Origin of the sequence: Actinomadura montaniterrae (assembly GCF_008923365.1) — a bacterium.
GTDB lineage: Bacteria > Actinomycetota > Actinomycetes > Streptosporangiales > Streptosporangiaceae > Spirillospora > Spirillospora montaniterrae.
Genome location: NZ_WBMR01000001.1, coordinates 22,337 through 34,771, shown reverse-complemented (window position 1 = coordinate 34,771; position 12,435 = coordinate 22,337). Strand labels below are relative to the sequence as shown.

Here is a 12,435-nt window from a genome sequence, read left to right as displayed (position 1 = left end):
GGGTCAGTTCGTGCGCCGCCTGATCGCCGCCTCCAGGTTGTCGAGCTCGGTGCCGCGGTGGGCGCGGTACTCCCGCGTCCAGGCCTCGTCGTGGAGGGGGTCGATCGTCATGACCAGGTTCGTGCGGTCACCCGCGGCCTCGATATCGATGACGGTCAGATGCTCGTACGGGTCGGTGCCGGGCACGAAGTCGACCCGCGGCAGGTAGGCGAGGCGCGTCGGCGCCACGACCTCGGTGAACGTCTTGAGCAGCTCGGCCGTCAGCGGATTGCCGGTCTCGCGCATGAACGCGACCTGCTCCGGCGCGGTCGCGGTCATCGTGTAGCGCAGCCGGCCGCCCGGCTTGAGCTCGATCTCGCCGACGCGGGTCGCGAAGCCGTCGGGGGCCCACCACTCCTCCAGCCCGGCGGCGGTGGTCAGCAGCTCCCAGACGAGCTCGGCCGGAGCGTCGTAGGCGCGCTCGAGTCGTGCGGCGTCCGGGCTGGACGCGGGTTCGGTGGTCATGGGTTCTCCTCGGTCGAAGGACGGGAATCGGGTGATGGCGGACGCCGGGGCGGGGCCGGCGTCCGCGGGCCGTGCTCAGTCCCAGCGGCTGATCTCGCCGGCGGGGAAGGGCGTGAACGCGTCGCTCTCGGCGCCGGTCTTGAGGCTGGTGAGGTAGGCGCCCCAGTTGGTGCTGCACCCGCTCATGAACTCGCCGGCCTGCTCCCAGCCGGCGTGCGTGAACAGGAGGGTCGTCCGGTCGCGGCCGCCGGGCCGCAGCGTGAAGGTGATCCGGGTGCCGAGCCAGGTGTCGGGCCCGTCGGTGACCCGCCAGACCACGCTGTCCGGGGCGTCGGCCAGGACCTCCAGGACGGCGGCGGGCCGCTCGGCGTCGCGGAAGAAGACGCTGAAGCTGGAGCCGACGGCGTGCTCGCCGGCGAGCGGACGCCCCGTCCACCAGCGGGCGATGCCGTCGGTGCTGGCGACGAGGTCGTGGACCCGCTGCGGCGCGGCGTCGATGCTGATGCGGTGCAGGATGTCGGGCATGTCGGGCTCCTTCGGTCGGGCGGCGCCGGGGCGCCGGCCAGGTCGCGGTGGTGCGGTCCTGTCGGGCGGACCTACAGCGGTGACGAACGGCCGGCCGCGGGACGGACACCGCGCCGGAAAAAAAACGGGAGCCGGTCGCCGTCCGTCCGCGGGGGTGCCGTTCGTCTGATACTTGACGCGGCGTCGACCCGTGCCAGGAGGCCCCATGCAGTACGCGTTGTTGATCTACTCCCCGCCGGAGGACACCGACCGGGCGGCGCGCCCCGTCCCGGAGACGCTCGGCGCCCTGCTCGACGGGCCGGACGTCACCGGCTGGGCACGGCTCCACGCCAGCGGGTCGGCGACGACGCTGCGCGGCGGGGAGGGACGGACGCTGCTGACCGACGGACCGTTCATCGACAGCAAGGAGTACCTCGCCGGCCTGATCCTGATCGAGGCCGACGACCTCGACGGAGCGCTCGCCGGCGCCGGCGAGCTGCTGCGGGAGACCAGGCCCGGCACCGCCATCGAGGTGCGGCCCGTGATCGAGGGACGCTTCCGTGGCGCTTGACGCCGTCTTCCGCGACCACTGGGGGCGCGTCCTGGCCACCCTCGTCCGCGTCCTCGGCGACATCGAGCTCGCCGAGGACGCGGCCGCCGAGGCGTTCGCCATCGCCGCCGAACGCTGGCCGCGCGACGGGGAGCCGGCGAACCCGACCGGGTGGCTCGTCACGACCGCGCGCAACCGCGCCATCGACCAGCTGCGCCGCCGGCGGCTGCTCGCCGAGAAGACCGAACTGCTCGCCCGCGACCTCGGGACGGGGCCGCGGCCGCCGGAGGCGGCCACGGACGGCGGCGCCGCCATCCCGGACGAACGGCTCGAGCTGATCTTCGCCTGCTGCCACCCGGCGCTCGCCGCCGAGGCGCAGGTCGCGCTCACCCTGCGCGCCCTCTGCGGCCTGTCCACCGACCAGATCGCGCTGGCGTTCCTCGTCCCGCCCGAGACGATGAGCAAGCGGCTGACCAGGGCCAAGCACAAGATCCGCGACGCGGGCATCCCGTTCGCCGTGCCGCCCGGCGACCGGCTGCCGGACCGGCTGGCGGCCGTCCTGTCCGTCGTCTACCTGAGCTTCAACCAGGGGTGGGGCGGCGGGGGCGTCGACCTCGCCGCGGAGGCGATCCACCTCGGCCGGGCGCTCGCCGGCCTCATGCCGGACGAGCCCGAGGTGCTCGCGCTGCTGGCGCTGATGCTGCTGCACGACGCGCGCAGGGCGGCCCGCCTGCGCGACGGGCGGCTCGTCACCCTCGACGATCAGGACCGCGCCCTGTGGGACGCGCGGCAGATCGACGAAGGAAGAGCGCTGCTGCGGCGGGCCATGGCGCGGGGCCGCACCGGGCCGTACCTGCTCCAGGCGGCCATCGCCGACCTGTACCTGCACGAGCCTCGCGACTGGCGGCAGATAGCCGCGCTGTACAGGACGCTCGCCCGGCTGACCCGCTCCCCGATCGTCGAGATGAACCGGGCCGTCGCCGTGGCCGAGATCGACGGGCCCGAAGCCGGCCTGGCCGTCCTCGACCGCCTCGACCTCGGCCATTACCGGTACTTCCACTCCACCCGCGCCGAACTCCTGCGCCGCGCGGGCCGCGCCGGCGAGGCCCACCGCGCCTTCCGCCGGGCGCTCGACCTCGCCCAGACGGAGCCGGAGCGGCGCTTCCTCGCCGACCGCCTCGCCGAGACCGCGCCCCACGCCCCCTAGCGCCGCACCCGTCCCAGGGTCCGGTGCGGTCCGGCGTCAGGCCCCCGCCTTCCGGCCGGACGTCCATGTGCCGGGGTCGCTGAGCTCGATGATGGTGCCGACGTTGTCGGTGACGAAGGCGATGCGCTGCCCGGTCGCCGGTATCCGCATGGGGCCGCCGATCAGCGGCACGTCGAGTTCGAGCAGCCGTGACACCGCCGCGTCGAGATCCGCCACGGCGAGGCAGAGATGGTGCAGGCGCGAGGTGTGCATGCTGGTGAGGATGTCGTCGGACGGCGCCGCGCCCCGGTCCGACGCCCCCGCGAGGAGCTCGATCTTGACGTCGCCCGCGGTGAGGAAGACGAACGTCGTGCCGTGGGCCTCGAACCGCCGCTCGACGGCGAACCCGAAGGTGCGCGAGTACCACGCGATCGTGGCGTCGAGGTCGTCCCGGGTCACGGTGATGCCCACGTGGTCGTGGGAGAACGTGAAGGTCATGCCGTTGAGGATCATCGGCCGCGGGGCCGGCGGCCAGGGCGGGGAGTTCGGTAGGAAAACCGCTCCCACCTTCAGGCCGGCGCCGGGTGCGACAATCGGTCTCATGACCGCTGACGTCGCGAAACTCGGCCCGATGCTGCGCACGTGGCGCGGCCGCGTCTCGCCGGGCGCGGCGGGACTGCCCGGCGGCCGCAGGCGCCGGGTCGCCGGACTGCGCCGGGAGGACCTCGCCGAGCTCGCGGGGATCTCGGTCGACTACGTGGTCCGCCTGGAGCAGGGACGCCATGTGTCCCCGTCGGCGCAGGTGACCGCCGCGCTCGCACGCGCGCTGCAGCTCACCGGCGCCGAGCGGGACCACCTCTACCGGCTGGCCGGGCTCGCTCCTCCGGCGGACGGGGAGATCTCCGACCACGTCCCGCCCGGGCTGAACCGCATGCTGAACCGGCTCGGCGACGCCGCGGCCGCCGTGTTCGCCGCGGACTGGCAGCTCATCTGGTGGAACCGCGGCTGGGCGGCGCTGCTGGGCGACCCGTCCTCGACGCCGTCGGCGCTGCGCAACTTCGCCCGGGACACCTTCCCGGCCGCCGGCGCCGGTCCCCGCCTGTCTCACTGGCCGGTGACCTCGCTCGCCCGGCCGGACGTCGAGGCCTCCGTCGTGTCCGACCTGCGCCGCGCCAGCGGGCGGTTCCCGGACAGCGAACGCCTGGCCGGACTGATCCGGGACCTCGCGGCGGGCAGTCCGCGCTTCGCCGAACTGTGGGCCTCCGGCGCGGTCGGCGCGCACCGCGAGGACCGCAAGATCGTCGAGCACCCCGGAACGGGCCCGATCGCGGTGGACTGCGACGTCCTGGCCGACGGCGACGCCGAACGCAAGGTCGTCGTCCTCACCGCGGCTCCCGGTACCGAGGACGAGACCAGATTCCGCCGGGCGATGGTCTCGGGCATCGCCGGACTCCGCACCGGCGCCCGGCGATGAAAGGAATCCCGGGATGGCGTTGAACGCCGTCCCGGGATTTCGCCGCGTTGTGTTACGCGGGGTCGTAGGAGGATTCCAGGTTCTGTTGGATTTCGGTTGTGGCCGCGGGTTCGCCGCGGGTGTTTGAGGCGCGCAGTGCGATGGCTCCGGCCGCCACGAGGCAGAGGGCGCTGACGAGCAGGGCCCGCTGGAATCCGGCGGTGAGCGCCTCCGGAAGTGGGGTGCGGACGGCCAGCAGATGGCCGGTGCGGCTGGTCGCGATCCCGCTGAACACCGCCAGGCCGAGCGCCGACCCGAGCTGGAAGGAGGCGGTGATCAGGGCCGCGGCCAATCCGGCCTGGTCCTCCGGCACGCCCGCGTTCGCGGCCGTCTGCACCCCGGCGTACAGCAGCCCCAGCCCGGCCCCCATGACCACCAGCGGGACGAGCAGGTCGCCGAGATACGTGCCGTCCACCGGGATGCGCGACAGCCAGAAGACGCCGCCGGCGGCGAGCAGCGCGCCGGACACGATGACCGGACGGGTACCGGTCCGGACGAACATCTTCGTCGCGACGGTCGAGCCGACCCCGATGCCGACGCTCACCGGCACGTACGAGAGCCCGGACTGCAGCTGGGAGTAGCCCAGGACGTTCTGCATGTACAGCGTGACGAAGAAGAACATCGAGGAGAGCCCGGCCCAGGCGATCACCTGGGTGGCGTCGGCCGCGGCCAGGCCCCTGATCCGGAAGATCGACAGCGGCACCAGCGGATGGGCGCGCCGCTGCTCGTTGACCAGGAACGCGGCCATCAGCACCGCCGAGGCGGCCAGCCCGCCGATGGTGCGGGCCGCGGCCCAGCCCTCGTCCGGCGCCTTCACCAACGTGAAGATCAGCAGCAGCATGCCGGCGGTGGCCAGCACCGCGCCGGCCGCGTCGAAACCGCCCGGCACCGACCGGCCGCGGTCGGCCTTGAGGATCCGGAACGTCCCGAACAGGACCAGCGCGCACATCGGGAGGTTCACGAAGAACACCCACCGCCAGCCGAGGCCCTCGGTGAGCACCCCGCCGAAGAGCAGCCCGGCCGCCGAGGCCATGCCGCTGATCCCGGCCCACACGCCCAGCGCCCTGTGCCGGTCGGCGTCCCGGAAGGTGGTGGTCAGGATGGACAGCGCGGCCGGGGACATCAGCGCGGCCCCGAACCCCTGGGCGAGCCGGCCGCCGACCAGCATCCCCTGGCCGCCGGCCAGCCCGCAGGCCAGCGAGGACGCCGCGAACAGCGCGGTACCGGCGACCAGCAGCCGCCGCCGGCCCAGCAGGTCCCCGGCCCGGCCGCCCAGCAGCAGGAACCCGCCGTAGGTGACGAGGTAGCCGCTGACCACCCACTGCAGGTTCTGCACCGAGAACCCCAGATGCGTCCGGATGGTCGGCAGCGCGACGTTCACGATCGCGCCGTCCATGACGTCCAGGAACGTCACCGCGCACAGCAGGGCCAGCGTGACCTTGCCACGCCCGGTCGCCAGGAACGACCCGTCCGGCGGCGCCGACGCCGTCATGGCGCCGCTCACGACCCGGCCGCTTCCATCACGGGGCCGACCTCGACGCCGCCGCCGGCCCGCATCACCGGGCAGTCCTTCGCCAGCGCCAGCGCGGAGTCCATGTCCTCGGCGGACACCACCGAGTAGGCCACCATCCGGGAGCCGCCGCCGACCTCGCCGACCGAGGCGTGATCGGTCACCGCGTTGCCGACGTCCACCAGCGCCGAGCCCAGCCCGGCGAACCAGGCCTGCCACTCGGCCGCCGTCCCTGCGCCGGGCGCGTAGTCGGCGGGCACGCGGAACGAGAAAACGTACTTGCCCATGATGTGGTCCTCTTCCGTCTCTGGGGCGCCCCGGGCCGGGACCGCCTCCAACCGGGTAGACGCCACCGCCCGCGCGAATCGGGCGGCGCGGGACCGCCCAATTCGCGGGACCGGCGGCGTCCATATCGGTGAGCGAGCCGAACGCGCCCCGCGGAAAGAAGAAAGGCGAGGATGCATGCCGATGGAGATGGACACGACGGACCTGATCGCCCGCGCCCGGGCCGGCGACCAGGACGCGTTCCGCGACCTGGTCCAGGGCCACTCCCGCGAACTGCAGGTGCACTGCTACCGCATCCTGGGATCGCTGCAGGACGCCGAGGACGCGCTCCAGGAGACCCTCGTGTCCGCCTGGCGTAACCTCGGCGGGTTCGGCCGGCGGTCGTCGCTGCGGACGTGGCTCTACCAGATCGCGACCAACCGGTGCCTGAGCATGCTGCGCGCCGACGGCCGGCGCCCCCGCACCGTCTCCTCGCCGCCCGAGGCCGCCCTGCCCGAACCCACCGGCGCCGGTGACGCCCCGCCCTGGCTGGAGCCCTACCCCGACGTCCTGCTCGACCACCTCGTCGACCAGCGCCCCGGACCGGAGGCCCGCTACGAGACGACCGAGGCCGTCTCCCTCGCCTTCATCACCGCCCTGCAACTGCTGCCCCCGCGCCAACGCGCCGCGCTCGTCCTCCGCGACGTCCTGGGGTACCGCACCGCGGAGGCCGCCCGGATGCTCGACACCACCCAGGAGGCCGTGAACAGCGCCCTCAAACGCGCCCGCGCCACCGTCGACACCCGCCTCGCCGACTCCGGTGAGGCGGCCCGGCAGCTCGACACCGCCGCCGAACAGCGGCTCGTCGCCCGGCTCACCGACGCCCTGGAGCGCGCCGACCTGGACGCCCTCATCGGGCTGCTCGTCGCGGACGTGAGGCTCTCCATGCCCCCGGCGATGCTGGAATACCGCGGCATCGAATCGGCCCGGCGCGTCTTCGCCGCCGTCAGCTTCCGCCCTGGACGCAACTACCGCGTGGTCCCCACCCGCGCCAACGGCCAGCCCGCCGTAGGCCTGTACCTGGCGGACCCCCACTCCGGCATCTACCGCGCCTACGTCCTCCTGGTCGTCAGCACCACGGGCGAACGCATCACCGCCATCACCTGCTTCAACACCGGCGTCATGACCCGCTTCGGCCTCCCCCGGACCCTCCCCGAACCAGACAGCCCCTGTTGACGCGAGGCCGCCCGCGCCTGGCCGGGGACGTCGTTCAGTCGCCGATGGCGGGGCTGCGGCGTTCGATGAGGACGACGTCGCGCCAGCGGCCGTGGTGGCGGCCGATCCTTTCGCGCGTGCCGACGACGCGGAAGCCCGCTCCGGCGTGCAGGCGGAGGCTCGCGGTGTTCTCGGGGAAGACGCCCGACTGGACGGTCCAGATCCCGGCGGCCTCAGCGGAGCCGATGAAGGCGCGCAGCAGAGCCGAGGCGAGGCCGCGGCCCTGGTGATCAGGGTGGACGTAGACGCTGTGCTCCACGACGCCGGCGTACACGCACCGGTCGGAGACGGCGGTGGCGGCTATCCACCCGAGCACTTTCCCGGTGGCGGCGTCGGCCGCGACGTACCGTTGGCCAGGCGACTTCGCGCGATCGAACTCGTCCCAGGCCGGGGCGCTGGTCTCGAAGCTGGCGTCGCCGGTGTCGAGTCCGGCCTGGTAGATCGCCAGGACTTCGGCCGCGTCGCCCGCGCGCATCGGGCGGATGAGGGTGCCGGGCGGGGACGCGGGCTTGGCGGCCTGCACGATGGCGGCCTGCAGCCCGTCGCCGGTGCCGGCGGTGGGAGTGATGGTCACGGCGGTGAACCCGGCGGCCAGCAGGTTGCGGCGGTACTCCTCGGCGGTGAGGGTGGAGGCGGCGCACCCGATGCGCCGCTCAGCGGCGGCGCGCCCGGCGGCGTCGAGGCCGGGGGCGGCGACGATGTCGCTGACGCCGAAGCGGCCGCCAGGGCGCAGGACGCGGAAGGCTTCGGCCAGGACGCGGGCCTTGTCGGCGGCGAGGTTGATGACGCAGTTGGAGATGACCACGTCCACGCTCCCGTCGGGGAGCGGGATGTCGTCGATGTGGCCGTGCAGGAAGCGGGCGTTGCCGGCTCCGGCCTGAGCGGCGTTGGCGCGGGCGAGGGTGAGCATGTCGTCGCTGGCGTCCAGCCCGTAGGCGGTTCCGGCCGGGCCGACGCGACGGGCCGACAGCAGCACGTCCAAGCCGCCGCCCGATCCGAGGTCGAGCACGGTCTCACCGGGATGCAGCTCGGCGACGGCGAGGGGGTTGCCGCATCCCAGGCTCGCGCGCAGGGCGGCCTCGGGCACCTCGTCCACGTCCTCGTAGGCGGCGGCACCGAAGCAGGAGTCACCGCCCTCGTCCGGTGTGCCGCCGGCGAGGACGGCTCGGGCGCGGGCGGAGTAGCGGGCCACGATCTCGTCGGTGGCGGGCGTGCCGGTGGTGCGGGCGTCGGACATCAGTCGCCTCCTTCGGGAGGGCAGGTCGGCGCGGCCGGTGCGGGACGTCCCATGACCAGATCGGCGGCGGTCGGGAAGCACTCCACGCACGCGGTGTTGATCCGGTAGAAGCGGGACGTGCCGTGCTGGTCGGCCAGCACGAACCGGACCTCGGCCAGCACCTTGAGGTGCGCGGACACCGTCGACTGCCCGACGTGGACGGCGTCGACGATCTCTCCGACGCTCATCGGCCGTCCCTGCCGGGCGAGCAGCGACACGATCTGGACGCGCGTCGGGTCGGCCAGTGCCTTGAACCAGGACGCGTACTCGGTGGCGGTCGGCCGGTCGAGCGGCCCTTTCCCGTGATTCATCGTCCATCGACGATAGACGATGAATACCCCACGGGGAAGACCGGAGACCGATGCGCGGGGCGCGGTCAGGTGCCGGCGGGCAGGAGTTCGGCGAGCAGGGCGCGGACGCGGGCGTCGATCTCGTCGCGGATGGGCCGCACGTCCTCGACCGGCCGGCCGGCGGGGTCCGGGAGCCGCCAGTCCAGGTAGCGCTTGCCGGGGAACACGGGGCAGACGTCGCCGCAGCCCATCGTGATGACCACGTCGGCGGCCCGGACGGCTTCGCCGGTGAGCGGCTTGGGGAACGCCTTGGACAGGTCCAGGCCGCGTTCGGCCATCACCGCGCGGACGGCGGGGTTGATCTCGACGGCGGGCGCCGATCCGGCCGAGCGGACGCGGACCCGTCCGGCGGCGTGGTGGTCGAGCAGGGCGGCGGCCATCTGCGAGCGTCCGGCGTTGTGGACGCACACGAACAGCACCTCGGGCACATCGGCGGTCATCGCGGACGTCCCGGTCAGGAGGCGGACGCCGCGGTGGCGCGCGGGCCCAGGGTCGCCGCGAGACGGTCCAGGACGCCGGGGTTGAGCCAGTAGTACACCCAGGTCCCGCGCCGCTCGGAGTCGATCAGCCCGGCCTGCTTGAGCACCTTCAGGTGATGGCTGATCGTCGGCGCCGTGACGTCGAACGCGGCGGTCAGGTCGCACACGCACGCCTCGCCGCCCTCGTGGCAGGCGATCAACGACAGCAGCCGCAGCCGGACGGGATCGGCGAGCGCCTTGAACAGCGGCGCCAGCTCGGCCGCCTCGGTCTCGCCCAGCGGCTCGCGGACCAGGGGGGCGCAGCACGCCTCCCCGGCGTCGGCGGGGTTCACGATCGACAACGACTGCTTAGACATGTCTCTAATTTGACATCCATCTATGCACGGAGGCAAACTCGGGCCACGGGCTGATTAGACAATCATCTAAACAGCGCGAGGCCGGCCGGCGACCGGCCGGCACCGTCCATGGCCGAGGAGGAACCGCATGTCCCGCGTCCAGCTCGCTCTGCGCGTGCCCGATCTGGAAGGCTCGATCGCCTTCTACTCCAAGCTGTTCAGCGCCGAGCCCGCCAAGGTCCGGCCCGGCTACGCCAACTTCGCCATCGCCGAGCCGCCGCTCAAGCTCGTCCTGATCGAGGGCGAGGACGGCGAGCCGACCCGTATGGACCACCTCGGCGTCGAGGTCGAGGACCCGGGCCTCGTCACCGGCGCGGCCGAGCGCCTGGCAGGCGCCGGGCTCGCCACGCTGGAGGAGAACGACACGTCCTGCTGCTACGCCCTGCAGGACAAGGTCTGGGTCCACGGCCCCGGTGGAGAGCCCTGGGAGGTCTACACGGTCAAGGCCGACGCGAGCACCCTCGCCAAGGCCGAGGACTCCGCCTGCTGCGCCACCTCCGGGTCGGCCTGCTGCTGAACCTCGCGAACCGGGGAACGGATTCGGGCGGGTCATGGCCGGAATCGGTGCCGGGAAGGTGTCGTATGGAGGTCGGCGCCGTTCGTCTAGGGGGTGCAGGAGGCTCCCTACGACACAAGGAGCGGATGATGAGCCCGACCATGAACACGATCGACCTGATCGTCACCGACCTGGAGGCCGCGATCGCCTTCTACGCGCGCCTGGACGTCCACTTCGACGTCGACCCGCAGTATCCCGACCACGCCGGCTGCGACCTCCCGGGCGGCATGCACCTGATGCTGGACACCGCCGGCTTCCGCGGCTCGACGACCCCGGGCTGGACCAAGCCGGAGGGCGGGCCGCGCAACTTCCTGGCCTTCGAGTTCCCCGCGCCGGCCGACGTCGACGCCAAGTACGCCGAGCTGACGAAGGCCGGGTACGAGGGGCTGCGGGAGCCGTGGGACGCGTTCTGGGGCATGCGCTACTCCAGCGTGCTCGACCCGGACGGCAACGGCGTCGACCTGTACGCCCGGCTCCCCGAGGAGACCGTGCCCTGCCGGGAGGAGACCTGATGAAGTACGTGCTGCTGTTCGTCGAGACCGAGCGGTTCGCCCGCGACCTGCGGTCGATGGACGAGGAGACCCGGCAGGCCGCCTACGACGAGGTCGGCCGGTGGTTCGCCGAGCACGCCGCGAAGATCACCCACCACGCGCACCTGCGGCCCGCGCACACCGCCACCACGCTGCGGCTGGACGGCGCCGAGCCGCTGGTCACCGACGGCCCGTTCGTCGAGGGCAAGGAGGTCGTGTCCGGATACGCCGAGATCGAGGTGGCCGACCTGGACGAGGCGCTGGCCGTGGCCGGGTCGTGGCCGGCGTGCCCGGTCGTCGAGATCCGCCCGATCGACTGACCGTGGACGAGGTCCAGGACGAGCTGGCCCGCGTGGTGCGCGAGCACGCGGGCCGGCTCACCGCCTGCCTGGTCCGGGTCCTCGGCGACTTCGCCGCCGCCGAGGACGTCATGCAGGACGCCGTCGAGACGGCCCTGCGCCGCTGGCCCGAGGAAGGCGTCCCCGACCATCCCGACGCCTGGCTGCTGACCGTCGCGCGGCGCCGCGGCCTGGACGTGCTCCGCCGCCAGGCGGTCTACCGCGACAAGCTGGCCCGGCTCGCCTGGCCGGTGCCGGCCGAGCCGGACGACCGGCTCAAGCTGATCTTCACCTGCTGCCATCCGGCGCTGCCGCGGCAGGCGCAGGTCGCCCTCACCCTGCGCACGGTGTGCGGGCTGACGACCGCCCAGATCGCCGCCGCGTTCCTGGTCGGGGAGAGCACGGTCGCGCAGCGGATCACCCGCGCCAAGCGGAAGATCACCGACGCCCGGATCCCCTACCGCGTCCCGTCCGACGGCGAGCTGCCGGACCGGCTCGGCGAGGTCCTGACCGTCATCTACCTGCTGTTCAACGAGGGCTACCTGACCAGTGGCGGCGACCGGCCGCAGGCCCGCGACCTGGCCGACGACGCCGAGTGGCTCGCCGCGACCCTGGCCTGGCTGGTGCCGCGCGAACCGGAGGTGCTCGGGCTGCTCGCGCTCATCCGGCTGCACCAGGCCCGCGCCGCAGCCCGCTTCACGCCCGGCGGCTCCCTCGTCCTGCTCCGCGACCAGGACCGCGGCCGCTGGGACCGGCAGGCCATCGCCGAGGCCGTCCAGCTGATCGAGCGCGCCGCGGCCCTGCGCCGCCCCGGCCCGTACCAGCTCCAAGCCGCCATCGTCGCCTGCCACGCGGAGGCTCCCGGCTGGGACGACACCGACTGGCTCCAGATCGTCCTGCTCTACGACATGCTCCTGGCGCTCGCCCCGTCCCCCGTCCACCGCCTGCAGCGCGTCATCGCCCTGCACCACGCGCCGCCGCCGCGCGGAGGGGCCGCCACCGCGCTGGCCGAACTCGACGCCCTCCCGCCCGACGACCGGCGGACCCTCGACGGCTACCCGCTGTACCACGCGACCCGGGCCGAACTCCTGCGGGCCCTGGACCGGCCCGCCGACGCCGCCGGCGCCGACCGCCGCGCCCTCGACCTCACCGCCAATCCCGCCCAGCAGGCGCTCCTGGAACAGCGCCTCGTCTGGACGTGACAC

The 12,435-nt window shown here is 73.5% G+C and carries 17 protein-coding genes; 8 read left to right on the top strand and 9 right to left on the bottom strand.

The window, feature by feature from the left end; genetic code table 11:
• Positions 1-3: 3 nt before the first annotated feature.
• Both F9B16_RS00190 and F9B16_RS00185 read right to left on the bottom strand, forming a co-directional pair.
• Positions 4-504: an SRPBCC family protein gene (locus F9B16_RS00190; RefSeq protein WP_151537722.1), complete on the bottom strand. Its 501-nt coding sequence runs from the start codon at positions 502-504 to the stop codon at positions 4-6.
• 75 nt (positions 505-579) lie between these two features.
• Positions 580-1,029 carry an SRPBCC family protein gene (locus tag F9B16_RS00185; RefSeq protein ID WP_151537721.1) on the bottom strand — a complete coding sequence of 150 codons (450 nt, stop codon included), beginning with the start codon at positions 1,027-1,029 and terminating at the stop codon, positions 580-582.
• Positions 1,030-1,234: 205 nt separating this feature from the next.
• Here F9B16_RS00185 and F9B16_RS00180 point away from each other — a divergent pair, with 205 nt between their 5' ends.
• Positions 1,235-1,579, top strand: coding sequence for a YciI family protein (locus F9B16_RS00180; RefSeq protein ID WP_151537720.1), 345 nt, complete (start codon positions 1,235-1,237; stop codon positions 1,577-1,579).
• The gene (locus tag F9B16_RS00175; RefSeq protein ID WP_151537719.1) at positions 1,569-2,765 is read left to right on the top strand and encodes an RNA polymerase sigma factor; all 1,197 of its coding nucleotides are present in this window, start codon (positions 1,569-1,571) and stop codon (positions 2,763-2,765) included. Before F9B16_RS00180 ends, F9B16_RS00175 begins: the two co-directional genes overlap by 11 nt.
• A 36-nt stretch (positions 2,766-2,801) precedes the next feature.
• On the opposite strand, the gene F9B16_RS00170 is transcribed toward F9B16_RS00175, so the two are convergent.
• Positions 2,802-3,242: a VOC family protein gene (locus tag F9B16_RS00170; protein ID WP_192808525.1), complete on the bottom strand. Its 441-nt coding sequence runs from the start codon at positions 3,240-3,242 to the stop codon at positions 2,802-2,804.
• A 103-nt stretch (positions 3,243-3,345) separates the two neighbouring features.
• Between F9B16_RS00170 and F9B16_RS00165 the strand changes: the two genes are divergently transcribed.
• Positions 3,346-4,218 (top strand): helix-turn-helix transcriptional regulator, encoded by an 873-nt coding sequence (locus F9B16_RS00165; protein WP_225991205.1) that lies wholly within the window; start codon positions 3,346-3,348, stop codon positions 4,216-4,218.
• 52 nt (positions 4,219-4,270) lie between these two features.
• Here F9B16_RS00165 and F9B16_RS00160 read toward each other — a convergent pair whose 3' ends face one another.
• Together F9B16_RS00160 and F9B16_RS00155 are read right to left on the bottom strand one after the other, a co-directional pair.
• On the bottom strand, positions 4,271-5,761 hold the full coding sequence (locus tag F9B16_RS00160) for an MFS transporter (protein ID WP_225991204.1): 1,491 nt from the start codon (positions 5,759-5,761) through the stop codon (positions 4,271-4,273).
• Positions 5,758-6,054, bottom strand: coding sequence for a YciI family protein (locus F9B16_RS00155; RefSeq protein WP_151537717.1), 297 nt, complete (start codon positions 6,052-6,054; stop codon positions 5,758-5,760). Before F9B16_RS00155 ends, F9B16_RS00160 begins: the two co-directional genes overlap by 4 nt.
• Before the next feature lie 181 nt (positions 6,055-6,235).
• Between F9B16_RS00155 and F9B16_RS00150 the strand changes: the two genes are divergently transcribed.
• Entirely contained in the window at positions 6,236-7,267 is a 1,032-nt protein-coding gene (locus F9B16_RS00150) for a sigma-70 family RNA polymerase sigma factor (RefSeq protein ID WP_225991203.1), read from the top strand.
• 34 nt (positions 7,268-7,301) lie between these two features.
• Here F9B16_RS00150 and F9B16_RS53445 read toward each other — a convergent pair whose 3' ends face one another.
• The 4 genes from F9B16_RS53445 to F9B16_RS00130 form a co-directional block, all read right to left on the bottom strand.
• Positions 7,302-8,543 carry a GNAT family N-acetyltransferase gene (locus F9B16_RS53445; protein WP_151537715.1) on the bottom strand — a complete coding sequence of 414 codons (1,242 nt, stop codon included), beginning with the start codon at positions 8,541-8,543 and terminating at the stop codon, positions 7,302-7,304.
• Positions 8,543-8,893, bottom strand: a complete 351-nt coding sequence (locus F9B16_RS00140; protein ID WP_151537714.1) for an ArsR/SmtB family transcription factor — start codon at positions 8,891-8,893, stop codon at positions 8,543-8,545. Before F9B16_RS00140 ends, F9B16_RS53445 begins: the two co-directional genes overlap by 1 nt.
• A gap of 65 nt (positions 8,894-8,958) precedes the next feature.
• A complete protein-coding gene (locus tag F9B16_RS00135) occupies positions 8,959-9,372 on the bottom strand; it encodes an arsenate reductase ArsC (RefSeq protein WP_151537713.1) in 414 nt (137 codons plus the stop codon).
• Between the two features lie 14 nt (positions 9,373-9,386).
• Positions 9,387-9,767: an ArsR/SmtB family transcription factor gene (locus F9B16_RS00130; RefSeq protein WP_151537712.1), complete on the bottom strand. Its 381-nt coding sequence runs from the start codon at positions 9,765-9,767 to the stop codon at positions 9,387-9,389.
• 127 nt (positions 9,768-9,894) lie between these two features.
• Between F9B16_RS00130 and F9B16_RS00125 the strand changes: the two genes are divergently transcribed.
• The 4 genes from F9B16_RS00125 (at position 9,895) to F9B16_RS00110 (ending at position 12,432) form a co-directional block, all read left to right on the top strand.
• Positions 9,895-10,323 carry an ArsI/CadI family heavy metal resistance metalloenzyme gene (locus F9B16_RS00125; protein ID WP_151537711.1) on the top strand — a complete coding sequence of 143 codons (429 nt, stop codon included), beginning with the start codon at positions 9,895-9,897 and terminating at the stop codon, positions 10,321-10,323.
• 128 nt (positions 10,324-10,451) lie between these two features.
• Complete coding sequence (locus F9B16_RS00120) at positions 10,452-10,874, top strand: VOC family protein (protein ID WP_151537710.1); 423 nt, start codon at positions 10,452-10,454, stop codon at positions 10,872-10,874.
• Positions 10,874-11,212, top strand: coding sequence for a YciI family protein (locus tag F9B16_RS00115; RefSeq protein WP_151537709.1), 339 nt, complete (start codon positions 10,874-10,876; stop codon positions 11,210-11,212). The genes F9B16_RS00120 and F9B16_RS00115 overlap by 1 nt, the downstream gene beginning before the upstream one ends.
• 2 nt (positions 11,213-11,214) lie before the next feature.
• Positions 11,215-12,432, top strand: coding sequence for an RNA polymerase sigma factor (locus F9B16_RS00110; RefSeq protein ID WP_225991202.1), 1,218 nt, complete (start codon positions 11,215-11,217; stop codon positions 12,430-12,432).
• Positions 12,433-12,435 lie beyond the last annotated feature (3 nt).